The organism is Nostoc sp. UCD121 (assembly GCF_014222285.1).
GTDB lineage: Bacteria > Cyanobacteriota > Cyanobacteriia > Cyanobacteriales > Nostocaceae > Nostoc.
Map to the genome: position 1 here is coordinate 1 of NZ_JACKZS010000119.1, position 24,155 is coordinate 24,155.

Consider the following 24,155-nt stretch of genomic DNA (forward strand, 5'->3'; position numbering starts at 1 on the left):
ATTATATATTTAGGACTATTATATAAAACTCAGCACAACTCAAAAGCCTCCTATTTAATTGCATTTCGCCTCTTAAATGGATTCATAAAGAAGCTGATAAATAAAAATTTATCCTTTTGAGAGTGACGTATAAATGATAAAAATATACTAGGTTTTACAAACAACCTCTGTAGTTATGGCGTAAAATAATTATCTTAAGAGGATGAATTAAAAGTTAGTTTTTAAGAGGCTATCTTACAAAAAAGTAGGAAAAGTAGGAAAAGTAGGAATAGTAGGAATAGTGGTAAAAATAGGAAAAGCAACACAAATTTTTCTATCTCCAATAGGTATTGAATATATTTTTGTTTCAAGCAATAATACTGTTATGTTAAATATGAAATTTATGTGAAGTCGAGAAAATAAATATTTTTTGGAGATAGTTAAGAAAAATTTCTAGAGAGGAGTTAAATGAAAAGGAAGAAGGCTTCTATGTATATGTTTTTCTGCTCATTCCAATGAAAAATGGCGTAAAAATTATTTTTAAAGTTTCGATAAATTACCGTAGTCATAAGAATAATTGAAGAATTTTAATGATACAGTCTTTTATTATCGACTTTAGACATTAATTAGAACAACGCTAACAAATTCTTAAGAAAAGATTCCAAGAATTAACTGTGTAAAAGGTTATTAATTATGGGATGCAGATTAAAAGTCTTTCTAACTGAGCAAGAAAAGCTGACTTTAGAAGAGTTAAGAAAAGCTAAACATGTTCCTCAACGTACGAAGGATCGGGCACAAGTCTTACTGCTAAATAATCGTGGCTTAAAAAATGAGCAAATTGCTAAAGGTTTGAACTGGGCAATTTCAACAGTACGTCAAACCCTTCATCGTTGGGAAAAGATGGGTTTAGCAGGTCTGTGGGATGCTTCTGGACGAGGTGGAAAACCTCGATATTCAGAATCAGATTTGGTTTATCTAGAAAATTGTTTAGCTCAAGAGTCACAGACTTATAACTCTAAACAATTAGCAAAAAAACTGGCATCTGAACGCCAGGTAAGCTTGAGTGCAGATCGGTTACGACGAGTACTTAAACAAAGGGGAAGAAGGTTTGGAACCGCACGTAAACAACCTCAAGAACAGAATCATTAAAGCCTCTCGTCACTCTTAGTAATTTCGTCAATGCAAAAGTTGCGCCAGGACTGGTAAGCGATCACTTTGGCGTTTCTCCCAAAGCCAAAGGCTGCTGGGGGCCTGTTATGGATTAAATCACCGACCAAGGTTTTGCAGCAATTAGCGAAGCAAGGATTTAGAATGTAGAACTTTTGCTTTAAACCTTGATTATGCAGACCAAGAAGATTTTAACAGCCTGAATAAGATCTGGTAAAAATTAGCACGTTGATTGTGGTGTAGCTCAGGTATACAGAAGTGCTAAATAATTCTAGTATGGCAAAATCAACATCCTTTCATCAGGAAATGCTGAAAGTCCACTAATTTTGGATTTTGAATTGATTTCTTTATTGGCTCAATTCGGTCTACTGATTTAAAATATTCAGACAGCACAAAACAAAATCCACCTTGATATAAAATTATCAGGTGGACTTGTTATTTATTCTTAGTGGATCCGAGCAGAGTCGAACTGCTGTCCAAATTGGGTATTGACCCCCCGCTCATTCACAGGTTTAGCCTTTCTGACCCTCAAGGCGGGAATCGTTCATTATCCCGAACGTAGGATGCTCTGATTTAATCTTAGCTAACAAGCCAACCAGAGAACGCTTGCTAGAGCATCCGTTGGGGGTTGGTCTTCAGTCCTTAACGGAGTCAAACTAAAGACGCTCGAACCTATAAGAGGTGTTTAGGCAGCTACTAGAGCATCCTTACGAGCAAAGCTAACGATGTTATTCGCATTTACTTTTTGTTTGAGCCTTTGATTTCCGAGAGGAGACTCACTCTCGACCTGAATCACAGAGCAGCGTTCGCCAACCTGTCGAAACCGTGACGGACCCATGCGCTTCTATATATAAATTATAATACGGGATTTGGTAATTCGTAATTCGTAATTCGTAATTCGTAATTCGTAGGTATCAAAGTCAGGAGATATGGCTCTAATTATTGGAAATAGCCAATCGCTAATTTTGAAACCATTAGCAATTGGCTATTTGCCACGAGCCACAACAAGTATTTTTTTAAGTTAGGGCTTCAGCACCACCTACAACCTCTAGGAGTTCTTGAGTAATGGCAGCTTGTCGAGCTTTGTTGTAAGACAATGTGAGGGTATTAATCAATTCGCCCGCATTTTCACTAGCATTACTCATCGCTGTCATCCGCGCTGCTAGTTCACTAGCCGCAGATTCTTGCAGCGCCCGCAATAGCTGGTTACTCAGATACAGGGGCAACAGAGAATCGAGGATCTGTACTGGATCTTGCTCGAAAATCATATCAGGAGCCAATGGGCGGACTTGGCTAGCGACTTTTTCCCGTTCTACTTCAAATTTACCGCCACGGGTTGTCAAGCGGAAGATTTCATCATCGGCTGCTTCTAGACCTTGCGGATCGAGGGGCAGTAAGGTTTGTATTACAGGACGGGAGCTAACCAAGGAAAGAAATCTGGTGTAGATTAATTCGATGCGGTCTACTTCTTCGGAAAGAAACAAGGAAAGTAGTTGGTCAGCAATCTGATTGGCTTCTGCTGCGGTAGGAATTTGCTCTAAGCCGCTATAGGTAGCATCAATAGGCTGATCTCGGCGTTGAAAGTACTGTGTAGATTTGCGTCCGACTAACACAAATTGATAGTTTAAACCTTCTGCCTTGAGTTCTTTGGCGCGGTTTTCTGCACGACGGATAACGTTATTATTGTAGCCGCCGCATAAACCGCGATCGCCTGAAATTACCAACAGCCCGACTGACTTAACTTCTCTTTTTTTCAGCAGTGGCAGGTTTGCTTCTTCAAAGCGCAAACGGCTTTGCAAACCATATAATACTTGTGCCAAGCGATCGGCAAAGGGGCGAGTCGCTAGTACTTGTTCTTGCGCCCGACGCACTCTAGCCGCAGCTACGAGACGCATGGCTTCTGTGATTTTTTTGGTGTTTTTGACCGACTGAATGCGATCGCGTATTGCTTTTAGATTGGCCATAACTTTAAGTTCTGAGTCCTGAGTTCTGAGTTCTGAGTTCTGAGTCCTGAGTTCTGAGTTTGAAATTTTGAGTTTTGAATGAAAAACTTTCTTCAACTCAACACTTATAGCTACTCAGCACTCGGCACTCAGCACTCAGCACTGTAATTACGCTGCTGCTTTGAAGGTCTTCTTGTATTCGGTAAGTGCTTCCTTTAATGCAGCTTCTTCTGCATCACCTAGTGCTTTGGAGGCTCTTACTCCTTCGGCATACTGGGTTTTACCAGTCTTTAAGTACTCCCGCAGACCTTGGGTAAAGGTGGTGACTTTATCTACAGGCACATCATCTAAATACCCGTTGATACCAGCATAAAGAATTGCTACTTGCTCGTATACTGAGAGTGGCGAATTTTGTGGTTGCTTGAGAAGTTCGCGCAACCGTTGACCCCGTGCCAACTGGTCTTGAGTGGCTTTATCTAAGTCAGAAGCAAATTGAGCGAAGGCTTGCAGGTCGTCAAATTGGGCTAGTTCCAATTTAATCTTACCGGCAACTTTTTTCATTGCCTTGGTTTGAGCCGCAGAACCCACACGGGATACTGAAATACCTGGGTTTACAGCTGGACGGATGCCGGCGTTAAATAAGTCAGAAGACAGGAATATCTGACCATCGGTAATGGAAATTACGTTGGTGGGAATGTATGCCGAAACGTCACCAGCTTGGGTTTCGATGATTGGTAGGGCGGTCATGCTGCCTTTACCTAATTCATCACTTAGCTTTGCGGCTCTTTCTAACAAACGAGAGTGAATGTAGAATACATCTCCGGGGTAAGCTTCGCGTCCGGGTGGGCGACGTAGCAGCAGGGACATTTGGCGGTAAGCTTGGGCTTGCTTGGAAAGATCGTCGTAAATTACTAGGGTAGCTTTGCCTTTGTACATAAAGTACTCGGCAATAGTTGCGCCTGTGTAAGGAGCTAAGTATTGCAGTGTTGCAGGTTCACTGGCACTAGCGGCGACGACGATGGTGTAATCCATCGCGCCTTTTTCTTGCAATGTCTGCACCACGTTAGCGACGGTGGAAGCTTTTTGACCGATCGCAACGTACACACAAACTACATCTTCTTCTTTTTGGTTGATGATGGTGTCGATCGCGATCGCAGTTTTACCCGTTTGGCGATCGCCAATAATCAATTCCCGTTGACCGCGACCGATAGGAATCATTGAGTCAATAGCTGTGATACCCGTTTGCATGGGTTCGTGTACAGATCGACGAGCAATGATACCGGGTGCTGGAGATTCAATCAAACGGCTTTCTGAGGATTTGATGTCTCCCTTACCATCGATGGGACGACCTAAAGCGTCTACAACTCTTCCAATTAAGGCTTCTCCGACTGGAATCTGAGCAATTCTACCAGTAGCGGTTACAGAACTACCTTCTTGAATTTCTAGCCCTTCACCCATCAACACCGCGCCCACGTTGTCTTCTTCTAAGTTTTGGGCGATGCCAATTGTGCCATCTTCAAATTCTAAGAGTTCCCCAGCCATAGCCTTTTCCAGACCATAGATCCGGGCAATACCGTCACCTACTTGTAGAACAGTACCAACGTTAGCAACTTTGACCTCTTGATCGTATTGCTCGATTTGTTGTTGGATAATGCTGCTAATTTCGTCAGGTCTAATTGATATGCTCATGTGTCTATCTTTTTTGCTTTCGAGACGGAAAAATTAATTCAGTTAGGAGTTAAGAGTTAGGAGTTATGAGTTAAAAATGCAAAAATTACAAGTTAAAAGTCAAAATAAATTACTATTTACTTAACTCCTAACTTCTAACTCCTGTACAGACGCGTGCGATTAATCGCGTCTCTCTAACTCCTAACCTTCTAGCTATTAGTTAAGCGCAATGAAAGGCGACGCAGCTGACCCCGGATACTGGCATCAATTACCTGCGAACCTACTTTAATAATCACACCACCAATTAACTCACTGTCTACCTTGGTTTCTAGTTCTACCTGGCGAGCATTACTGATGGCAATCACCTTTTGGATGATTGCCTGCTGTTGAGCGTCTGTGAGGGGAACGGCTGAAATTACTTCCGCTAATACGGTTTGATTCAGCTGCCGCAACAGCGCCAGATATTGTTGAAAAATCGATTCCAGGAATGCAATGCGGCGTTTGTCTACTAATATCAACAAAAAGTTGCGTAAGTAGGGGTTAGCGCCTTCACCGAGTATTTGTTTGATGAGAGCTTTTTTGTTCTCAGCCTGAATAAACGGGTTGCTGAAGAAGTTGTGTAGCTGTTTGTCTGCTCTGAGCAGTCCCAGGAAAGTACGCGCATCTTCCCCGAACTCTTCTGTCAAATTTTTCGATTGCGCTATTGACAAAAGTGCCTGTGCGTAAGGTTGGGCTACTTCGGCTGCCGCTACCTGACTTGTCATACATTGCCTCCCAGTTGTGCGATGCTGCGGTCAATTAAACTTTGTTGAGCATCGTCGGCAATCCCGCCTTTGAGTTGCGATTCGACTTTTTGCAATGCTAGTGTAGCAACTCGTTGCCGTAGTTGAGCGATCGCTCGCTCGGTTTCGCTGTTTAAATCTGCTGCTGCTGTTTGTTTCAAGCGTTCTACGTCTTGCGCTGCTTTCGCTAACAAGGCTTCTTTCGCTTTTTGAGCATTTTCTACGGACGATTGGCGGATACGTTCTGCTTCTGCTTGAGATTGCTTCAACTGCTCTTGCGCTTGGGAAAGGGCAGTCTTTGCCTCTTTTAAGCGCCCTTCTGCTTCCTGAATTGCGGTGGCAATATTGGATTGTCGCTCGTTCAGGATATTGCTTAAAACTTTACGTCCGAAGTAGAATAGTATGCCAACCAGAATCGCTAGATTGATCAGATTGGTTTCAAAAATGTCTAGGTTTAGACCGAAACCACCTTCTGCTGCGCCTTCTGCCAATTCAGAGTGAACAGCGTTCGCTTCTGCGGCAAGTAATAAGAATGTCCCCATGATACCCATTTACAAGTGCGCTGCTCGCTTGCTAATACGTTGTATTTTCCCCTAGGGAAGGAAATTTAAGTATCTTTTCCCTGTAAGGAAATTAAGTATCTTTCCCAAGAAGGGAAAAAGTGCCTTTTTTTGACACTTAAATTAAGCGCTCTGGACTAGGGCCCAGTTGCGCGTATGCTTTACACAGAACCAATCTCGTTAGCTTATCTAACTGGAGTTGGCCCCAATAGTTTTTCTAGAATCTGCCTGCTTAAAGCATCAACTTGTTGCTCTAAGGTACGAAAAGCTTCTTGCTTTTGTTGTTCTATTTCAACAGAAGCTTGTTCTCGTTGAGACTGAGCTTCCTTTTGGGCCTCAGCAATTTTCTCGGCAGTAATTTTCTTAGCTTCAAGTTGAGCGGCTTCTACAGTAGCTTGCGATTGTCTGCGAGCATCTGCGAGTTGCTGCTCATATTCTGTAGCCAAGCGCTCGGCTTTAGCCAAGCTCTCCCGCGCCTCAAGGGTATTCGTTCGGATATAATTATCGCGATCGTCTAGTACCTTGGTCAGTGGCTTATAGAAAATTGCATTCAACAAAGCTGCTAGTAGCAGGAATTGCAATGCCATGAAGGGCAAGGTAGCATCGAAATCAAACATTTGTCTCCTCTTTGGCTGGAGTAGCAGTTTTCATGGCTAGCAACATCATCCAACCTTTCATATTTTAGAGACCCATAGCCAACAAGGGTCAACTGAACATTATAACTATTGAGATACCCAAAACATTTCGATTGTAGAGGCGTGATAATTCACGTCTCCACACTCACAAAATTTTCAGGTATTAAGCGAAGGGGTTAGCAAACAGCAATACCAGGGCAATTACTAGACCATAGATAGTCAAGGATTCCATGAATGCCAAGGTTAATAGCAGAGTACCGCGAATTTTTCCTTCTGCTTCAGGTTGACGAGCAATACCTTCTACTGCTTGTCCAGCAGCGTTACCTTGACCAATACCAGGGCCAATTGCAGCTAAACCAATCGCTAAAGCAGCAGCGAGAACTGAAGCAGCCTGAACTAATGGATCCATGTTGATTTTCCTTGCTTTGATTACAAAACTAACAAAAGTACGTTAACGATTAGAAACGTGGTTTTCACGCTGCACATGAGTTCTTTGATCGCGCTTTGCGATGTTTTGAGCGAATATGCTCTTGGAACCGTGCTATCAACTGAGAAGTTTAATGCTCCTCATGTTCATCTCCGCCATGCCCCTCCATTGCCTCATGAATGTATGCTCCGGCTAGGGTGGCAAAAACCAGGGCTTGAATGGCGCTGGTAAATAAACCCAAGGCCATTACAGGCAGAGGTACAAATAGAGGAACTAGCAGCACCAATACCGCAACTACCAATTCATCCGCCAAAATATTACCAAATAGCCGGAAGCTTAGGGAGAGGGGTTTGGTGAAATCTTCAAGAATTGCGATCGGCAACAAAACGGGTGTTGGCTCTATATATTTCTTAAAGTAGCCTAAACCCCGCTTGCTAAAACCCGCGTAAAAGTACGCTAAGGAAGTTAGCAGTGCTAATGCAACAGTCGTATTGATGTCATTGGTGGGAGCAGCCAATTCGCCTGAAGGTAGCTTGATGAGCTTCCAGGGAATTAGCGCACCTGACCAGTTCGATACGAAAATAAACAAGAACAATGTGCCAATAAATGGCACCCAAGGGCGGTACTCTTTCTCACCAAGTTGGTTTTTGGCCAAATCACGAATAAATTCTAGGGCGTATTCCATTAAATTCTGGATACCCTTGGGAATTCTTTGTGCGTTGCGAGTAGCAGCTATTGAAGCCACTACTAAAATGCTAATCACAAACCATGAGGTGAGAAAAACTTGCCCATGAATTTTAAGATTGCCCAACTGCCAGTAGAAATGATGACCTACTTCTAATTCGGCGAGGGGAAAAGAATTAAAGGCGTTTAAGACACTAAGCATTTGCATTCTTCAAGCATTTTCCCCAACAAGCGAGGATGGGATTACTATCTTTGTGAGCCTGAACTTTTTAAGAATCAGGAATGAACGCAATTTGCACCATATAGACGAGGAGCGTGGCTTTGTAAGTTAGAAATCCCAAAAATATGGGCAAAATCTGTAGCTCACGCCATTGAGTTGCTACGATCATGACTCCCATAAATAGAGCAAAACGAGTTTTGCTCAAACTGGTTTTTTCACTACCAAGTTGCTCAACGTCTCTAGCCAACATTTTTAAGTAAACCACACCTGTACACGCCCCAATTAAATAATTTAGGGCAATGTTTAAGGAATAAAAAATCCACACAGAGATAAAAATAACCCCCGTCAAGACAAGCGTGATTACCAACAATCGCTGGAAGAGTTGATGGAACTCTTGCATGGAGTTACCTGATTCTGTGTCTCCAGAACCAGTTTTAGCATCTTGTTGCGTTGTCGGAGTGGGCGCAATTGATTCGTCTGACAAGCTCACGAGACTTGAAACCAGTACAGTTAAATTATGATGACTGCACATTCAGTCAGCTGAATCATATCACGATCCGGTAACAATACTTTAGGAAAAAACAATTAACTTCTTGTCAACCTTAGACAGTCAGTAAAATTGCGCTCCCCGAAGTAAGGGAGCGTGCGGATGGATAATCAATAATTGCTGACGGAAAATTCAATTTTTCTTCCAATTCCAGCTTTTTTGAGTGGATTATCTTCCTCCAAAGTCGTTACATAACATCTTGGTGTTTGAATTAAGTCGGTGTGAATAAAATTAACTGGTGCTTGAGGAGTGTATGGACGTACCGCAAATCAGAAATTGTAGAGTAGCGGCTTGTCATTAAAGATCGCACCACTGCTAAATTCCAGAAAACTCCAACTTTTAGGATGTGCAATACCCTGTTTCTTGGGTACTTTCCTAATTTACATTAATTTACCAAAAGTGGTGATGGGCGATCGCTCCTCCCGATAAGTATAAATTGCTTTTATTAAGCCAGTGTTGAATTGGAGCTTGATTAAGCAGGTGTTAATAATATCAGTTGCTGCTGAAGAAGTTTTCTTACTTCATCTAATCCCAGTTGCACATCAGCCGAAATCTCTGCAACCGTTGAATTCGCATCACACTTTTGCATAAAATCAAACTCTGGTTCAGATAAATTAACAATTTGGTAATTGTAATTAAAGAAGCATTGACTGGGAAATCCTTCAATACAAGGATTAAGTTCGGGAATCGCTGCTAATAAAGCGTTGTCGTCTGACCAGTCAGTTTTAACTAAGGGAGGACGACAAAGAAAAAACTCGTAATGAGTTACTTCTGGATCTAGTAATTCTATCAGGCGATAAAGCTGGCGATCGCTCAATCCTTTTGCTCGTTCAACTAACTCTGGTGCTTTGCCTAAAAGTCTCTCCAAATCCCAGAAACTCGGATTTGAAAAACCAATAAACTCTAACCCCGAAGCATCAATTAATTCAAATAGCGTCTCAATGTTGTAGTCAATTTCTTGGGGATGAACGTACATATCCGCAAAGTTTTCATCCTTGTGGTTTTCTAATGACCAACGCTGTTTATCGTATTTGACAATTCGATTATTTTCTGGTAGAGAAGCAAATATTTGTCGTCCGACTTGGACACCATCGCGGTAGTCGCCTTTTTTGTCACCTTGAATAAGTGCGATCGCTTTTTGCATAAGTTGAATTTCCCAGCGTCCCAACTCTCCGTACACAAAAATGTGCATTAAGCCATCTGGGGCTAACTTCTGCGCCAAAGCTTGAATACCGCGAATCGGATCAGAGGTATGGTGCAAAACGCCAACACAGTTAATTAAATCAAACTCACCCGGTAACTGTTCCACATCAAACAAGCTGAGATGATGAAACTCAACACGGTTAGCACCAGAACGTTGACAACGTTCTTTTGCTACATCTAAAGCCCCAGTGCTGAGATCAATTCCCACAACAGAAGCTTGGGGGTTGAGGTGAACCAAGTACTCTGTACTTACACCAGTACCGCAACCTGCATCTAAAATCCGAATATCTTGCTTTTGGGGTTTTTGACCTGTGCAGAAGTTATGAGCGGCTAGCCAGTTCCAGCGCCAGTTATAGCCTGGAGGTGGTTCATCCAACAGAGCTTCCGGCGGAAACGGATATGTATTGTAGAGTTTGGCAACAGCAGCACTAACACTTTGGGAATCGGACATGATGAGGAATAACGCAGCATTACTGAGTTTAGCGGATAGTGGCTGATTAGAGCAAAGATTACTATTGCTTATTTACTGCTATTTATCCAACTGCAAAGTCAGTAAATTGGCGTTTATAAGGAGCGTAAAATCCTAATACAATATCTTCTTTAGGTACACCAGCAGCAATTAATTCATTAGCGATACCGATTTCTGTACCATCTCTTTGTATCCAAATTTTTTTTCCTTTGATATCAACATGAATGATAACTCCGTAAATTCTTCGTTGTTCTTTCCAGCCAATATTTAAGACTTGATAATGATGGCGTTCTGTATCAAATAACAATTGAACCTCTGTGCCATTAGCCACATCATTAGCTGAATGATTATTTAAAATATCTTGAATTATTTGAGGGTAATTTATTCCTTCCATAAAACAATGTCCTGACTTAAGGAATTAAATATTAAAAGTTTAATTTGATATTCTTTTAAAGAATCTTGAATAAATTGACGCAGAAGTGTTGAATGTTAAGAAAAATCCGATAAAAATAACCCAAAATATGGTAATTTTGGGCGAAGGCTTAAAATATAATTAGTTTAATTGTGACACCATACAAATTTACGTTAGTTTGATAGCTTATCTGATTTTACAGCTTTTATCTATTCCCGCAAAATGGGGACATACACTATTAGATAAATTCCGCTATCTTCTCTTCGAGACGCTATGCGAACAATCTTGTATGTGTCAGAAAATCAGTTATGTTCATTGGTTTGAGGAGATGATGTTATGTTGACAATTTAGGCTTTTTAGAGTTAGCATACCCATCTATGTAAAGTTTTATGTCAGCATTCAACATTTCTGTCAAGCAGCAAAATATCGTTGTTAACGATCGCGCCTTACCTTCAATTATTGATACTGATTCCTTTCAGGTTCGGAATCCGGTAAATGGCAAGATTTATCGTTGTCCAGCCTACGTCCTGCATTTGAAGATTTAATTGGTGCTGGAGCAATCCTCAGTTATTTACATGGCAGTCTATCACCAGAAGCCGAAGTTGCTGTGACAACATTTCAAGCTTTCCAGCAGGATTTACTGGGCTATTTGAAAAAATGTAGTTCGGGTAAAGAGTTGATTGAAAAAGGTTTTGAGTCAGATGTTGAACTGTCCTCTGCCTACAACGTTAGCGATTGCGTGCCTTTGTTTACTGATAATGCTTATGTAGATTCCAGGCTACAGGCTTAAGAGACTTCCAAATAAAAATATCTCCAAACTGACACAAAAATCCTCTCTATTTCTCCTCTCTCTCTGTGTTCTCTGCGTCTCTGTGGTTAGTTTATTTCTTGGAAATTCCTAATTAAACGTCGCACTGATTGGTTTGGCAATATTTGGCATTATCTATAAACTCTTGCAATTTATTCAAGGGAATTATCTGCAATGATGACCCACCTTGCACCTCAGCAGCGATGTAAGCAAACTTTTGTCCGCGATAAAACTGGTCACGTCCAACTTTGGTGATATATCGGGACTTCTGGAAGTCATTGGCAATATTAGAATTATAAATATTTTGTAACAATTTCACTGCATTGGCATTTTTTGTGGTGAATTTGAGGCGTTTATCACCACTAACGGTTATGCCTTCTTTATTCACTATGCCATTTTGAGAAGTGACATCAGCATAAAAGTATAAATTTCCCTTTGTACCTTCGTAGCCGTGGGCTTCGCTGTTGTATCTCAAAGTTGGTAATTGTGATCGCGTTTTTGCCCACTTAACAACGGTGCTGATGTTTTGCTCTGGAAGCGCATTTGCAGGAGCAATGGCTAAAATAACTGCGATCGCAGACAGGGCAACATTGAATAAATAGTTAAATTTAGAACTTTTGTGCATAGTATTTTCCCGTTAAAGAATACTGATAGCTAAAGCTAAAAAACACTGCAATTTGAGAATTATTTCCAGGACGGCGTTATTTTAAAATATTCAGTCATCAGTAGCAAAAACAACTTAACATCGACTAATGACTACTGTCCACCGATCATTGCTGAAGGAAATTTAGTTTCAACTAAGATTTTGTAACATTTGCAATAATCGTAGAATGGATACTGCCACAAACATCAAAATAGGGGTTTTCGGCATCAGTAGACCATGCCTAGCTTATTTCTAAGTTACAAAACTTAGATTTGATCTCAGCCAAACAAGAGTATGTACTCTTGAGACTGGATGTATCTAAGCTATGGGTTCTACACACTTCTTAATAAACCAGCCTTGAGAACGCAAAACGTTCTAATCTAAAAGCTAACTGGGTTAATTTACTGGCAGTTTTGCAGGCAATACTCTCAAGCTCATAAAGCACAGAGACACCGATGTGTCAACCCTCAAAGCGACCCAGATTTAACATATATAACGATTATGATGGGAGTTTTACAAAGCCGATGAGTGTTAAGGCGAGTGGTGGAAGCTCAGTTGCGCGTCCGCAACTATATCAAACCCTAGCTGTAGCGACAATTACCCAAGCCGAGCAGCAAGACCGTTTTTTGGGAAGTGGTGAACTCAATGAACTGGCAAGCTATTTTGCATCTGGTGCAAAGCGGTTAGAAATTTCCCAAACGCTTACAGATAATGCCGAGATTATTGTGTCTCGCGCTGCCAACCGGATTTTTGTCGGTGGTTCGCCAATGGCTTTTTTAGAAAAGCCCAGAGAAGCAGAACTAGTAACTGCTGGTGGTGGTGGTGCTAATGTTCAGCAAGGGATGCAACTAGGAACTGTAACCTACGTTGAAAGTCGTGGCGGGTTTCTAGAAAATTTACGATCAATATTTAACTCATCCCCCAGCGGCCCTGTACCTGCAGGTTTCAGACCAATTAACATTGCTCGTTACGGCCCCGGCAACATGGCCAAGAGCTTACGGGATTTATCCTGGTTCTTGCGCTACGCTACTTATGCGATCGTTGCTGGCGACCCCAACATCATAGCGGTGAATACACGGGGTTTGCGGGAAATAATTGAAAATGCCTGCTCTGGTGAAGCAACGCTGGTAGCTTTGCAAGAAATCAAAGCCGGATCGCTTTCCTTTTTCCGCAAGGATGCTGAGGCTACAGAAATTGTGTCTCAGTACATGGATGTTTTGTTAACAGAATTCAAAGCAGCCACACCTTCAAATAAAGTCCGTCAACGTCCCTCTAGCGACCAGCAAGGGTTGCAACTGCCGCAAATTTACTTTAATGCAGCAGAACGCCGTCCCAAGTTTGTGATGAAAACTGGGTTGTCAGCTAGCGAAAAAAATGAGGTAATCAAAGCGGCATATCGGCAAATTTTTGAGCGCGACATTACCCGTGCTTATAGCTTGTCGATATCTGACCTAGAATCCAAGGTGAAAAATGGCGACATCTCCATGAAGGAGTTTGTTCGTCGTCTAGCTAAATCCCCCCTTTACCAAAAACAGTTTTATCAGCCTTTTATTAACAGCCGAGTCATCGAACTAGCTTTCCGCCACATTTTAGGACGGGGGCCAAGTAGCCGGGAAGAAGTGCAAAAATACTTCTCGATTATTTCTAATGGTGGTCTGCCAGCCTTGGTAGATGCCTTAGTAGATTCTGCTGAATACGGCGACTATTTTGGTGAAGAAACAGTACCTTACCTGCGGGGTCTGGGGCAAGAAGCACAAGAATGCCGCAACTGGGGGCCGCAGCAAGACCTGTTTAACTACAGTGCGCCTTTCCGCAAGATACCTCAGTTCATTACGACATTTGCGGCTTACGAGCAACCACTACCAGACCAACATCCTTATGGTTCTGGTAATGACCCCTTAGAAATTCAGTTTGGGGCGATTTTCCCGAAAGAAACTCGCAACCCCAGCACCCGTCCGGCTCCTTTTGGCAAAGATACCAAGCGCATCCTGATTCACCAAGGGGCAGGGATTAATAACCAAAATAGTAATCCCAAAGCACGGGGTGAAGCTCCTGGTACTCTTGGGCCCAAGGTGTTCAAATTAGACCAATTGCCTGGTACTAGAGGTAAGAAAGCTGCCAAAAATTCTAGCGTCAGATTCTCCGAAAGCTCCACGCAAGCATTGATTAAAGCTGCTTACCTGCAAGTTTTCGGTCGCGATCTTTACGAAGGTCAGCGCCCGAAGGTATTGGAAATCAAGCTGGAAAACGGCGACATCTCTGTACGGGAGTTTATCCGTGCTTTGGCTAAGTCGGATGTATTCCGCAATCTGTACTGGTCATCGCTCTATGTTTGTAAAGCGATCGAGTATATTCACCGCCGCTTGTTGGGTCGTCCGACTTATGGCCGTCAAGAAATCAACAAGTACTTTGACATCGCTTCTAAACAGGGCTTTTATGCCGTCGTTGATGCAATTATTAACAGCGTAGAATACAGCGAAGCATTTGGTGAAGATACAATTCCTTACGAACGATATTTGACTCCTGGCGGTGTATCAGGGCGGCAATTGCGCGTTGGTAGCATTCGTGAGGATGTTGCGGCGAAAGTTCAGAAGGAAGTAACTCCGAGCTTTGTGACATTGGGTACAGTCACAGAAAAACGGTCAGAACCAGATATTCAGTTCCGCATTAACCAAGGTGTTAGCAAGCAACGCGAACAAACCAAAATCTTCAAACTGGTTTCCAATACCAGCGACAAAGTTGCAGTGCAAACTTTGATAAGTGCTGCCTATCGTCAGATTTTTGAGCGCGATATTGCACCCTACATCGCTAAAAATGAATTTACGGCGTGGGAAAGCAAGTTGGGGAACGGCGAAATCAGTGTGAAAGAATTTATTCAAGGTTTGGGTTACTCTAACCTCTATCTGAAGGAATTCTACACACCTTACCCCAACACCAAAGTGATTGAGTTGGGAACCAAACACTTCTTAGGACGTGCGCCATTAGACCAAGCAGAAATCCGCAAATATAACCAAATTTTGGCAACTCAAGGTATTCGTGCCTTTATTGGTGCTTTGGTAGATAGTGTGGAATATAACCAAGTATTTGGTGAAGATACGGTTCCTTACCGTCGCTTCCCAACCCTACCTGCGGCAAACTTCCCGAATACCGAGAAGCTGTACAACCAGCTGACCAAACAAAACGATGACGTAGTTGTGCCTAGCTTTAAACCCGTGCAAGCACGTGTAGGAGTTAGTAACGATACACCGCTTTTGACGCAGGCGATCGCAGATATAGCAGCCCAAACAAACGGTATCAACAAGAGCAAGCCCGCCTTTGCTGAACTGGGTCGTTCCTACAACGATGGTAGCGGACAACCCGTAGAACTAGATGTGCGTAAACATGCACGCATTTACCGTCTAACAGAAAGCGCAAACCAAGCCGAAACACAACAGGTAATCAACGCCATTTACTGTCAGGTATTGGATGTATTTAGCGGTGAAGTGCCTGATAGTTTCCACCGTACTGATCTAGACAGCAAACTCCAGAATGGTGAAATTTCCGTGCGGGAGTTTGTGTGTGAACTAGCTAGTTCCGAAATCTATCGTCAGCGCTTCTTATCACCTTATCCTCATGCCAAGGTAATTGAGTTCCTCTTCCGTCACCTGTTGGGGCGTACACCCGCAGATCAGGAAGAAATTCGCCAGTGCAACCAGCTGCTAACTGATAGTGGTTTATCGGCTGCTGTAAAAGCAATAGTCGAAAGTCCAGAATATAGCCGCTACTTCGGTGAAGATGTTGTGCCTTACAACCGCTTCCCCTCTTTGTCAGCAGGTAACTACCTCGGTAGTGTACAGGCAGCTGAGTAGGTAATAGGTTACAGGGTAGAGATTATTTCCTATGATCTTTACCCTCTAACCTTTGTAACCTTTCGTAATATTGCTCTCAGATTACAGCTAAAACAGGGAATTCTGAAAGGTAATATTACAAAGTGTTAAGAGCAGTCATAAATGCTCAACAGAATGCCGGAAAATGTTTTGCGGAAGGTAACTGAGTTTAAAAGCTTGTGTACTTGTGTTGACTCAAGAAAACTCGTAATTAATTAGCCGTAGCAGTTATCAAACTGTTGTGTCTAAAAGAACGAGAGAACAAACTCAGTAAACCAAATTTAAAGTCGCACGAGTTTAATCAAATCCTGGTTTCATTTGTATTGGAGGAATCCATTAATGAGTATCGTCACGAAAGCTATCGTGAATGCTGATGCAGAAGCTCGCTACCTCAGCCCCGGTGAATTGGATCGGATCAAATCCTTTGTTGCCAGTGGTGAACGCCGCGTGCGGATTGCTCAAATTTTGACAGAAAATCGTGAGCGGCTGGTTAAGCAAGCTGGCGATCAATTGTTCCAAAAGCGTCCTGATGTTGTATCTCCTGGTGGTAACGCTTACGGTCAAGAATTGACTGCTACTTGTCTGCGTGACCTAGATTACTACCTCCGCCTCGTTACCTACGGTATCGTTGCTGGTGATGTTACACCCATCGAAGAAATTGGTGTTATCGGTGCCCGTGAATTGTACAAGTCCTTGGGAACTCCTATTGATGGTGTTGCTGAAGGTATCCGTGGATTGAAGAATGTAGCTACTACATTGCTGTCTGGTGATGATGCTTCTGAAGCTGGTACCTACTTCGATTACCTAGTTGGCGCTCTACTATAGGGTGATGCTGTTTCCCTGCCGAAACAGAATTATTGCAATACGGTTGGAAATAAGGAATTAACAACATGGCTCAAGACGCAATTACCGCTGTCATTAACTCCGCAGACGTTCAAGGTAAATACTTAGACAACTCTGCTTTAGAAAAACTAAAAGGCTACTTCGCTACTGGCGAACTGCGGGTACGTGCTGCTAGCACCATCAGCGCTAACGCTGCTGCGATCGTTAAAGAAGCTGTAGCAAAATCTTTGCTATACTCTGACATCACCCGTCCCGGCGGCAACATGTACACCACCCGCCGCTATGCTGCTTGCATCCGTGATTTGGACTACTACCTCCGCTATGCCACCTACGCTATGTTAGCTGGCGATCCTTCCATTTTGGATGAGCGTGTATTAAATGGCTTAAAGGAAACCTACAACTCTTTAGGAGTTCCCGTTGGTGCTACCGTACAAGCTATCCAAGCAATCAAGGAAGTAACCGCTAGTTTGGTTGGTTCTGACGCTGGTAAGGAAATGGGCGTTTACTTAGACTATATCTCTTCTGGCTTAAGCTAAGAGCTAGTTTGCGCTTAAGAATTTAGGTGCGGCTTTATTAAGGTCTGGAAATCAACTGTGAGTGCTAGAACGTTATATTGCTTATCTTGGTAAATTATCAGTGATGAGTATTGGTGGTCTAGTATTGATGTTTGATTTCCAGCCTTTGAATGATTAAAAGATTTGCACTCAAGATTTTGAGATAAAAAAAGTTTTCACAAAGTTTACAGGAGATTTTCAAAATATGTCCCGTTTGTTTAAAATTACTGCTCTAGTTCCCAGCCAAACCCGAATTCGTACCCAACGCGAACTGCAAAATACTTACTTCACTAAGCTAGTTCCTTATGAGAATTGGTTCCGTGAACAGCAACGTATTCAAAAAGCAGGCGGCAAAATTATCAAAGTGGAACTGGCAACTGGTAAGCAAGGCGCTAATACTGGCTTGTCGTAATTTTGTAAATAGAATATTATTTTAGGGAATTGGTAAGAGGTTGAAAAAGACCTCTTTTTTGTTGAAAATTGATACTATAAAACCTGGTAATTAAGTAATATAGAAACTATCAATTTCTATGAAAAGTATATAATTAGCTTTTATAATACATATATTTTTTGTATACTTCCGTACATGTACTCTATTTCAGATAAATACTTTTAGAATACTTTCAGTCAATTTTCGAGCGATCGCTCTTAACTATAGAACCCTAAAATTTGAGTATAAAATACTACTTTTTCAGCGCGGGGTAGAGATGGTAATTTGTTATAAATATTGAACTAGTGGTGTATTGAAGTTAACAACTCTAATATTTATGGTTGTAAAGCCTACTTATGAGTTATAAGTTATGATTTATGAGTTTTATTTCTAACTCCTAATTCCTGACTTTTACCTGTACTACTCGTGAATCTACACCGCTTGATTCCAATTTTTAATAGTTCAGTTTCGAACTGGGCACTAGAAGCGCGTTTGTTGCGCTGGTTAACGTTAATTTGGCTGTTTGTCGGTTTGATAATGCTATTTTCAGCATCCTATCCCGTGGCTGACGCGCGTCAGAGTGATGGACTGTACTACTTTAAGCGTCAACTACTTTGGGTCTTAGTTTCTTTAATCGGATTTAATATTATTGTTAATTTGCCGTTACAAAAAATTCTGGGAGTATCCCATTGGTTTTTGTTGCTGTTTTTGGCATTAATTTTCGTCACACTAATCCCAGGATTGGGAAAAAAGGCTTTTGACGCAGCCCGTTGGATTGCGATCGGGCCAATTCCTATTCAACCTTCAGAATTAATTAAACCCTTTTTGGTGCTGCAAAGTGCGCGGCTTTTTGGTCAATGGGAACGTATCAGTTGGCGGGTTCGCTTTGCTTGGTTGGGTATTTTCGGTTTGGTACTTTTAGGAATTCTTGCCCAGCCCAACTTAAGTACAACAGCACTTTGCGGTATGACTATTTGGCTAATTGCTCTTGCGGCTGGCTTACCTTACAAGTACCTGGGAGGAACAGCAATTGGCGGAGTAATGTTGGCGATACTCAGTATTAGCATAAAAGAGTATCAGCGTAAGCGGGTGATGTCATTCCTCAATCCTTGGGCGGATGCTACAGGAGATGGCTACCAGTTGGTGCAAAGTCTACTAGCTGTGGGTTCTGGTAGGACTTGGGGAGCCGGGTTTGGGCTTTCTCAACAAAAACTGTTTTATTTACCTATTCAGGATACCGATTTTATTTTTGCCGTGTTCGCAGAGGAGTTTGGTTTTGTTGGCAGTATGGTGTTGTTGGCACTTTTAGCTACATTTGCCACCCTCGGATTAATTGTGGCGCTGAAGGCTAAAAATATAGTGCATCGATTGGTAGCGATTGGTGCGATGATTTTGATGATAGGACAATCACTGCTCCATATTGGTGTGGCTACAGGTTCTTTACCAACTACAGGCTTACCTTTACCAATGTTTAGTTATGGTGGTAATTCTATGATTGCTAGCTTAATAGCTGCTGGGTTGCTGATTCGGGTAGCACGCGAGAGTAATGAAGCTGAGGTAGTACCGTTACGAAAACCCCTGTTTCAAAATGGGCGAAGACATCGGGGTTTTCATAAAAATAGAAATTGAGTTAGTAGGAAATAGGGCAAGCAACCTTTCACAGCCTATTAATAATGTTCCTAAGAGCCAGATAAACCTTACCTTAAAGGTAAGGGGCTTTGAAATGGGTTAGGTGGAATTGGGTTAATGCTAGGTATAGGAATAGGTACTACTTTTTTGAGGACTGTGATTACAAATCCTTTTTGCTGGGGTGGTTGCTTATTAGATATATCATTAACTTGCAGCGTGATTTGAGGTGGGAAGGCTAGATTAACTGGAAACTGCTTTGAGTCACTTAATGCAACTTCATCGCCGTATGGCAGAAGTTTAACTTGAATATTTTCTTTTTCCCCTTCTACTCTCCAACTCAGGGTAGCAGTTGTTCCTTCGTTGAGAACCAGATTTGGTTGCTCACTACCGTTGATTGTGAAAGAAACAATCCTAAATGGTTTTGGTAAAATTTCTATTTTAGATTCAGTCTTTTTAAAACTAGTTTTTTGACTTCCATTAGAAAGAGCTTTGATTTGAAAAGCAAATTTTCCTGCTTTATATGCAGGTATAGGAATATTTATACATCGTAATTCTTGATTTTGTTGTGTACATAGATTTTTAAGCTTAGGGTCTGCAAGATTACCTTGATTAATTTTATAAGCAATTGGTTCACCGTAGGATGTCTCATCATCTGCACTGCCAGCAATTTGAATTTGTTGCAGCAGTAATGGACGTGCAATAGTCCAACTTAAAAGAATATTTTGACCTTTTGTATACTGTGGTTTATCGGCTTGAAAATTAACAACTTCAGCAATTGGTTTCTCAGTTATTTCTACTTGGGTTATTTGGGTTGCTACTTGATTAGTTCGAGAAAATAACTGTATACCATTTTCATAAGAAGCTTGTAACTGAAAAGTGTAATTTCCTTTTGTTTTCACTCCAGTTTTCACGTTACTACAAATAAGGTCTTGTTCTTCTTGTATCTGACAAAGAGGTGTACTTCCTTTACCCATTGCTTCAGGAATGCCATTGCTAAAGTCATAAATAATAGGCTCAATGGGTTGGGAACCTTTAGCCGTCAGAACCAACTTTTGCAACTGTTTATAGTGGTGAATTTCCCAGTTTAAAGCAACCTCATCACCTTCAGTAATTTGAGAGTCTTTTGCACTAAAATTTTCTAATTTCAAAGGATCGGGATTTAAAATTCGCCAAATGATAAATCCTATCCCTCCTAATAATCCCAAAATTGCCAAAATTAACAGAATAAATTGCCACAAAGGACGGGGTTTCCATACCAAGCTCCCTTGAGGCAATGTGTTAGGTAGAGGTAAATTTTTTTGGTCTTTGATGTCGAGTTGAAAGTTAACTACTAGCCCTGCGCCAAACCACGGTTTTCGCCACCAAGGTCTGGGTTTGACCGTCAAGTTTGCCACAGCACTTCTATTTGGTAATAATCTTATTTCAGTCGGATCAAATTTGTAAGTATACAGTTCTTCTTCGTCTCGACTTTTTAAGCTTAATATCAGTTCACGGACAATATTACCCTGGTTCGCTAGTGATAATTCATACTTGCCCAGACTACGGCTAACTTGTCCCAAAATTGTATGAAGTTCTATATCTAAGCGATAATTTGTCGGAATTTGAATGTACACCAAGTCTAGTAGTACTAAGTCGGGAGAGTTCTCCGAATACAAGCGGATTGTAGGAGAATAGCTTCCTGCGAGTGTATCCCCAGGTGGGTGAAATTTCAACAATATTTGACCTTTAGTACCAGGGTTCAGTTCTAGCGCAGTAGCTTCCGATACTAATCCAGAACCCTCATATCCGCTTGCAGGATAATTAATTGTGAACCAGTCTTCGTCTAAATCTGGACAACTCAAGCGGAACCTATCGACGAGATAAGAGCGATTATCAACTATAATCTCTACTTGCAGAGGCTCACTAGGATTGAAAATTAGTGGCTTGTTGGGGTTGGTGTTAGGTCTAATGGAAAATGTCGGGTCATTCACCCGAATTGCAGTCTGTTCTTGTAGCAGAACCTTAATTTGGTTTGGGAAGGTTATGGGTGTATCTTGAGGATAATGTAGAGGTGAATCTACGACTAATGTATAGTCATAGGTTCCGGGAAGAGTATTTGCGGCAATTTGAAATTCAAATCTTACTTCGTCGCTATTCTGTTGGGAAGCTAATGCTAAACTTTCTCTAGGAGAACTAGACCAACCGGTTAAATTTTGAAATACTTCGTCAAAAACAAAATGTAAGTCAATAACCGCATCTTGATCTCCTTGATTGATTACAACAACATAGAGTTCAATGGTATCTCCTGGCATTCCAAATTGAATTCCAGGTGGATTGATAATAACTTGCAGTGGATTGAATTTAGCTTGCATGTCATTGACTCTCTTATTTGATGCGGTGTAGTTTGACTTGAAAATCTTCACCACCACTAACAATCATGGTTCCTTGATTAGTTTTCAAATCGATACTATTGATTTTTTTAGAGCTTTGGTAAATTGTTTTACCTTCTGCTGCCTTTATTTTGTCGAGCTTATGTTCGGGAGTTAAGTACCAAAGCACAACTCGTCCATCATCGCCACCACTTACTAGCAAACCACCATCATCACTAAATGCCAGACTACGCACAGATGTTTTTGATGCTGGCCAGCGATCTATTGGCGAACAATTGAGTTCATTAATTTTTTCCTGGGGATTGGGATTTTTGAGAGTTTGGCACTGATTCAAATTCCAAATCGTAATGAATCCCGCAGAATCGGAGGTTGCTAGGATTTTTTCTGTGGAGTTAGGAACAAAAGCCAATCCCCAAATATAGTCTTCACGCCCAACTAATGGGTCTAGTTTTTCTAGATTTTGCACTGATAAACCTGGGAATTTTTTATCAGATTGAGTTGGGTTCCACTGCCACAAGATAAAACGCTTAAAGTTTCCGGCAATTACTAGAGTTTTGGCATCTGGGCTGAGATTTAATGCCCGGACTTGGAAACCTGATAGTTTCAATGTACTTTGTACGTCGATAACTTGCGGTTCTGGCTGAAAATCGCTGTTAGGCGCTGATCTTGACCATACTCTAACTTTACCACTGCCATAGCCACTGAATAAATTAAGTGAGTTTGAAGTGAAAGCTAAATCAAAGACGCGATCGCCTTTTGCTTTAGGATCTTTAAGGTCTTGAAGTTCGCTAATCTTTAGACCTGATGGTACATCTCTGAGTTCAATTACACCATTATCGAGACCAACGGCAACACGATCATTTTGTAATGGCATGAAACGTAAGACTTCTACAGCATCATCGGTAATCGCCATTAAACCTTTGGGCTGTTGCCGTTGGTCGCAAGCTACGGGTTGCCCAGCGTATGTTACTGTGTCATCGGGGCCTAAGCTATCAGCAGCAATTCTCCAAAGTCTTAATGTGCAATCATCTGAGCCACTGACCACAGATAAACCAATACCACTAAAGCGTATTGAGTTTACCGAACGTGTATGCATTATATCTCTTGGTTTCAGTATTAATGCTAGGAGTGCAGCTAAGATTGCGATCGCAGCTAGCTGTAGCCATAGAGGTATAATTGGCAAAGCCTCCACTTCTAATGTCTGCGTGGCGGGGTCTGTACTCCCTAAACGTTGGTCGGATAATTCAGATTTAGCTTCTAATAAAAGAGTTTTACCGATTCCTACCCAAGGGCGTTTTGTTTTAACATCAAGAATGATCTTACTTGTCTCTCCTAAATGGAGATTGGCATTTTCAGGAAGCTTTTTGAAAGTACATTTTCGCCAGTCTCTACCCTGTACCTGGACATTAATTTGCTGGTTGAGGTTGCTAGCATTTTTAAATAGTAATTCAAAGGAAGCCGTATCAGATTTCCAATCAGGCAACCATGCCGATTTACTAGGAATTTTGAGGTGTTTTTGAGTGGTGGTAAAGTCTATAAAACCCACTGGTAAGACTTCAATGTTGCCTTCAGCATTGGTTGGATAACCATTATTACTAACAGCTTCGATAGTAAAAGGGTAATTTTGGCTGGGTGCTTGCACTACAGAAGGAGGTTGACATTGAAATGTAGCTTCTGCTAATCCACCCGGATCTAGAGATAATCGACGTTCTGCACTACCTGCTAGCCAAGATGGATCAACGCCTGTAAAACGTAGCCCCACATCAGTTGGTTGTTGCCCCAAGTTCCGCACCCGTACTGGTATATCTACTGAATTGCGGGGATAAACTTGGAACTCTCGCACAGGCAATTCAACACTTAAGTGTGTTGGTCTGTTATCTCGTTCGATTTTCAGACGTAGCACAAGTCTGCACTGTTGTGCTAATTGCGGCGAAAAAATATTCACCATCAGGTTGACAGTACCGACAAATCCTGGAATGGGTGTATTGAATATGAAGACTTGAAATATGGTACTGCTTCCTGGTGGTTTAGCTGCTGCCACCTCTGGTTCGAGTCGATACCATCGGTATCCAGTGTTCCGGGTTTCTCCGGCGGCGGTAATTTCTACCTGAAAATTGACAAAGCGATCGCTGTCATTATTGACAGTTACCTCAAATGATACAGGAGTATCACCTGGACGAAAAGTTAGGTTCTGAGTAGAAAGGCTGGCATTAATAACACTTTTTTCCATGCTATTATTTATACTATTTTATTATTTTCCATGACTAATACTATTAAAAAATTAATATCTGCGAAAAAGTGACAATCGTTTTTTGGG

21 protein-coding genes, 1 other RNA gene and 1 pseudogene are annotated in these 24,155 nt (G+C 41.7%); 9 read left to right on the forward strand and 14 right to left on the reverse strand.

What is annotated here, in order from left to right; all coding sequences use genetic code 11:
• Window positions 1-672: 672 nt before the first annotated feature.
• Entirely contained in the window at window positions 673-1,128 is a 456-nt protein-coding gene (locus GNF10_RS22620; RefSeq protein WP_114086147.1) for a helix-turn-helix domain-containing protein, read from the forward strand.
• Window positions 1,129-1,592: 464 nt separating this feature from the next.
• On the opposite strand, the gene ssrA is transcribed toward GNF10_RS22620, so the two are convergent.
• From ssrA to GNF10_RS22675, 11 genes are all read right to left on the reverse strand, one after another.
• Window positions 1,593-1,982, reverse strand: a transfer-messenger RNA (tmRNA) gene (gene ssrA / locus GNF10_RS22625).
• Between the two features lie 180 nt (window positions 1,983-2,162).
• Window positions 2,163-3,110 (reverse strand): F0F1 ATP synthase subunit gamma, encoded by a 948-nt coding sequence (locus tag GNF10_RS22630; protein WP_185585922.1) that lies wholly within the window; start codon window positions 3,108-3,110, stop codon window positions 2,163-2,165.
• A gap of 147 nt (window positions 3,111-3,257) precedes the next feature.
• On the reverse strand, window positions 3,258-4,778 hold the full coding sequence (atpA, locus tag GNF10_RS22635; protein ID WP_114086145.1) for a F0F1 ATP synthase subunit alpha: 1,521 nt from the start codon (window positions 4,776-4,778) through the stop codon (window positions 3,258-3,260).
• A gap of 188 nt (window positions 4,779-4,966) precedes the next feature.
• The gene (atpH, locus tag GNF10_RS22640) at window positions 4,967-5,521 is read right to left on the reverse strand and encodes an ATP synthase F1 subunit delta (RefSeq protein WP_185585923.1); all 555 of its coding nucleotides are present in this window, start codon (window positions 5,519-5,521) and stop codon (window positions 4,967-4,969) included.
• Complete coding sequence (locus GNF10_RS22645) at window positions 5,518-6,090, reverse strand: F0F1 ATP synthase subunit B (protein ID WP_114086143.1); 573 nt, start codon at window positions 6,088-6,090, stop codon at window positions 5,518-5,520. Before GNF10_RS22645 ends, atpH begins: the two co-directional genes overlap by 4 nt.
• 194 nt (window positions 6,091-6,284) lie before the next feature.
• On the reverse strand, window positions 6,285-6,716 hold the full coding sequence (locus tag GNF10_RS22650; RefSeq protein WP_185585924.1) for a F0F1 ATP synthase subunit B': 432 nt from the start codon (window positions 6,714-6,716) through the stop codon (window positions 6,285-6,287).
• 181 nt (window positions 6,717-6,897) lie between these two features.
• Window positions 6,898-7,143, reverse strand: coding sequence for an ATP synthase F0 subunit C (gene atpE, locus GNF10_RS22655; RefSeq protein ID WP_013192016.1), 246 nt, complete (start codon window positions 7,141-7,143; stop codon window positions 6,898-6,900).
• Window positions 7,144-7,291: 148 nt separating this feature from the next.
• Complete coding sequence (atpB, locus tag GNF10_RS22660; RefSeq protein ID WP_175586935.1) at window positions 7,292-8,053, reverse strand: F0F1 ATP synthase subunit A; 762 nt, start codon at window positions 8,051-8,053, stop codon at window positions 7,292-7,294.
• Between the two features lie 61 nt (window positions 8,054-8,114).
• Window positions 8,115-8,597 carry an ATP synthase subunit I gene (locus tag GNF10_RS22665; RefSeq protein WP_185585925.1) on the reverse strand — a complete coding sequence of 161 codons (483 nt, stop codon included), beginning with the start codon at window positions 8,595-8,597 and terminating at the stop codon, window positions 8,115-8,117.
• Between the two features lie 487 nt (window positions 8,598-9,084).
• Window positions 9,085-10,266 (reverse strand): class I SAM-dependent methyltransferase, encoded by a 1,182-nt coding sequence (locus tag GNF10_RS22670; RefSeq protein ID WP_185585926.1) that lies wholly within the window; start codon window positions 10,264-10,266, stop codon window positions 9,085-9,087.
• A gap of 82 nt (window positions 10,267-10,348) precedes the next feature.
• On the reverse strand, window positions 10,349-10,678 hold the full coding sequence (locus tag GNF10_RS22675; RefSeq protein WP_185585927.1) for a XisI protein: 330 nt from the start codon (window positions 10,676-10,678) through the stop codon (window positions 10,349-10,351).
• A 175-nt stretch (window positions 10,679-10,853) separates the two neighbouring features.
• Between GNF10_RS22675 and GNF10_RS22680 the strand changes: the two are divergent.
• The 3 genes and pseudogenes from GNF10_RS22680 to GNF10_RS22690 form a co-directional block, all read left to right on the forward strand.
• A pseudogene (locus GNF10_RS22680) lies at window positions 10,854-11,039 on the forward strand (hypothetical protein); the annotation flags it as partial.
• A 46-nt stretch (window positions 11,040-11,085) separates the two neighbouring features.
• On the forward strand, window positions 11,086-11,241 hold the full coding sequence (locus GNF10_RS22685; protein WP_185585930.1) for a hypothetical protein: 156 nt from the start codon (window positions 11,086-11,088) through the stop codon (window positions 11,239-11,241).
• Window positions 11,208-11,486 (forward strand): 2-phosphosulfolactate phosphatase, encoded by a 279-nt coding sequence (locus GNF10_RS22690; protein ID WP_260445945.1) that lies wholly within the window; start codon window positions 11,208-11,210, stop codon window positions 11,484-11,486. The genes GNF10_RS22685 and GNF10_RS22690 overlap by 34 nt, the downstream gene beginning before the upstream one ends.
• 112 nt (window positions 11,487-11,598) lie before the next feature.
• Here the strand turns inward: GNF10_RS22690 and GNF10_RS22695 are convergent, their stop codons facing one another.
• Complete coding sequence (locus tag GNF10_RS22695) at window positions 11,599-12,129, reverse strand: hypothetical protein (protein WP_185585928.1); 531 nt, start codon at window positions 12,127-12,129, stop codon at window positions 11,599-11,601.
• Window positions 12,130-12,671: 542 nt separating this feature from the next.
• On the opposite strand from GNF10_RS22695, the gene GNF10_RS22700 reads away from it, so the two are divergent.
• From GNF10_RS22700 to GNF10_RS22720, 5 genes are all read left to right on the forward strand, one after another.
• Complete coding sequence (locus GNF10_RS22700; protein WP_260445946.1) at window positions 12,672-15,995, forward strand: phycobilisome rod-core linker polypeptide; 3,324 nt, start codon at window positions 12,672-12,674, stop codon at window positions 15,993-15,995.
• A gap of 357 nt (window positions 15,996-16,352) precedes the next feature.
• Window positions 16,353-16,838 carry an allophycocyanin subunit alpha gene (apcA, locus tag GNF10_RS22705; protein ID WP_012411145.1) on the forward strand — a complete coding sequence of 162 codons (486 nt, stop codon included), beginning with the start codon at window positions 16,353-16,355 and terminating at the stop codon, window positions 16,836-16,838.
• Between the two features lie 65 nt (window positions 16,839-16,903).
• A complete protein-coding gene (apcB, locus tag GNF10_RS22710; protein WP_012411144.1) occupies window positions 16,904-17,392 on the forward strand; it encodes an allophycocyanin subunit beta in 489 nt (162 codons plus the stop codon).
• A 223-nt stretch (window positions 17,393-17,615) separates the two neighbouring features.
• Window positions 17,616-17,822, forward strand: a complete 207-nt coding sequence (locus GNF10_RS22715; RefSeq protein ID WP_012411143.1) for a phycobilisome linker polypeptide — start codon at window positions 17,616-17,618, stop codon at window positions 17,820-17,822.
• A 444-nt stretch (window positions 17,823-18,266) separates the two neighbouring features.
• Complete coding sequence (locus tag GNF10_RS22720; RefSeq protein ID WP_185581347.1) at window positions 18,267-19,469, forward strand: FtsW/RodA/SpoVE family cell cycle protein; 1,203 nt, start codon at window positions 18,267-18,269, stop codon at window positions 19,467-19,469.
• 68 nt (window positions 19,470-19,537) lie between these two features.
• On the opposite strand, the gene GNF10_RS22725 is transcribed toward GNF10_RS22720, so the two are convergent.
• On the reverse strand, window positions 19,538-21,820 hold the full coding sequence (locus tag GNF10_RS22725; protein ID WP_185581348.1) for a hypothetical protein: 2,283 nt from the start codon (window positions 21,818-21,820) through the stop codon (window positions 19,538-19,540).
• A 13-nt stretch (window positions 21,821-21,833) separates the two neighbouring features.
• On the reverse strand, window positions 21,834-24,068 hold the full coding sequence (locus GNF10_RS22730; protein ID WP_185581349.1) for a hypothetical protein: 2,235 nt from the start codon (window positions 24,066-24,068) through the stop codon (window positions 21,834-21,836).
• Between the last annotated feature and the right edge of the window lie 87 nt (window positions 24,069-24,155).

Excerpts from the sequence above, each read along its gene's own strand:
- GNF10_RS22715 (WP_012411143.1), top strand. The coding sequence starts at position 17,616 with ATGTCCCGTTTGTTTAAAATTACTGCTCTAGTTCCCAGCCAAACCCGA.
- GNF10_RS22645 (WP_114086143.1), bottom strand. The coding sequence starts at position 6,090 with ATGGGTATCATGGGGACATTCTTATTACTTGCCGCAGAAGCGAACGCT.
- atpB (WP_175586935.1), bottom strand. The coding sequence starts at position 8,053 with ATGCAAATGCTTAGTGTCTTAAACGCCTTTAATTCTTTTCCCCTCGCC.
- GNF10_RS22700 (WP_260445946.1), top strand. The coding sequence starts at position 12,672 with ATGAGTGTTAAGGCGAGTGGTGGAAGCTCAGTTGCGCGTCCGCAACTA.
- GNF10_RS22670 (WP_185585926.1), bottom strand. The coding sequence starts at position 10,266 with ATGTCCGATTCCCAAAGTGTTAGTGCTGCTGTTGCCAAACTCTACAAT.
- GNF10_RS22725 (WP_185581348.1), bottom strand. The coding sequence starts at position 21,820 with ATGCAAGCTAAATTCAATCCACTGCAAGTTATTATCAATCCACCTGGA.
- atpH (WP_185585923.1), bottom strand. The coding sequence starts at position 5,521 with ATGACAAGTCAGGTAGCGGCAGCCGAAGTAGCCCAACCTTACGCACAG.
- GNF10_RS22630 (WP_185585922.1), bottom strand. The coding sequence starts at position 3,110 with ATGGCCAATCTAAAAGCAATACGCGATCGCATTCAGTCGGTCAAAAAC.
- apcB (WP_012411144.1), top strand. The coding sequence starts at position 16,904 with ATGGCTCAAGACGCAATTACCGCTGTCATTAACTCCGCAGACGTTCAA.
- GNF10_RS22685 (WP_185585930.1), top strand. The coding sequence starts at position 11,086 with ATGTCAGCATTCAACATTTCTGTCAAGCAGCAAAATATCGTTGTTAAC.
- GNF10_RS22695 (WP_185585928.1), bottom strand. The coding sequence starts at position 12,129 with ATGCACAAAAGTTCTAAATTTAACTATTTATTCAATGTTGCCCTGTCT.
- atpE (WP_013192016.1), bottom strand. The coding sequence starts at position 7,143 with ATGGATCCATTAGTTCAGGCTGCTTCAGTTCTCGCTGCTGCTTTAGCG.
- atpA (WP_114086145.1), bottom strand. The coding sequence starts at position 4,778 with ATGAGCATATCAATTAGACCTGACGAAATTAGCAGCATTATCCAACAA.
- GNF10_RS22650 (WP_185585924.1), bottom strand. The coding sequence starts at position 6,716 with ATGTTTGATTTCGATGCTACCTTGCCCTTCATGGCATTGCAATTCCTG.
- GNF10_RS22665 (WP_185585925.1), bottom strand. The coding sequence starts at position 8,597 with ATGTGCAGTCATCATAATTTAACTGTACTGGTTTCAAGTCTCGTGAGC.
- GNF10_RS22675 (WP_185585927.1), bottom strand. The coding sequence starts at position 10,678 with ATGGAAGGAATAAATTACCCTCAAATAATTCAAGATATTTTAAATAAT.
- GNF10_RS22730 (WP_185581349.1), bottom strand. The coding sequence starts at position 24,068 with ATGGAAAAAAGTGTTATTAATGCCAGCCTTTCTACTCAGAACCTAACT.
- GNF10_RS22620 (WP_114086147.1), top strand. The coding sequence starts at position 673 with ATGGGATGCAGATTAAAAGTCTTTCTAACTGAGCAAGAAAAGCTGACT.
- apcA (WP_012411145.1), top strand. The coding sequence starts at position 16,353 with ATGAGTATCGTCACGAAAGCTATCGTGAATGCTGATGCAGAAGCTCGC.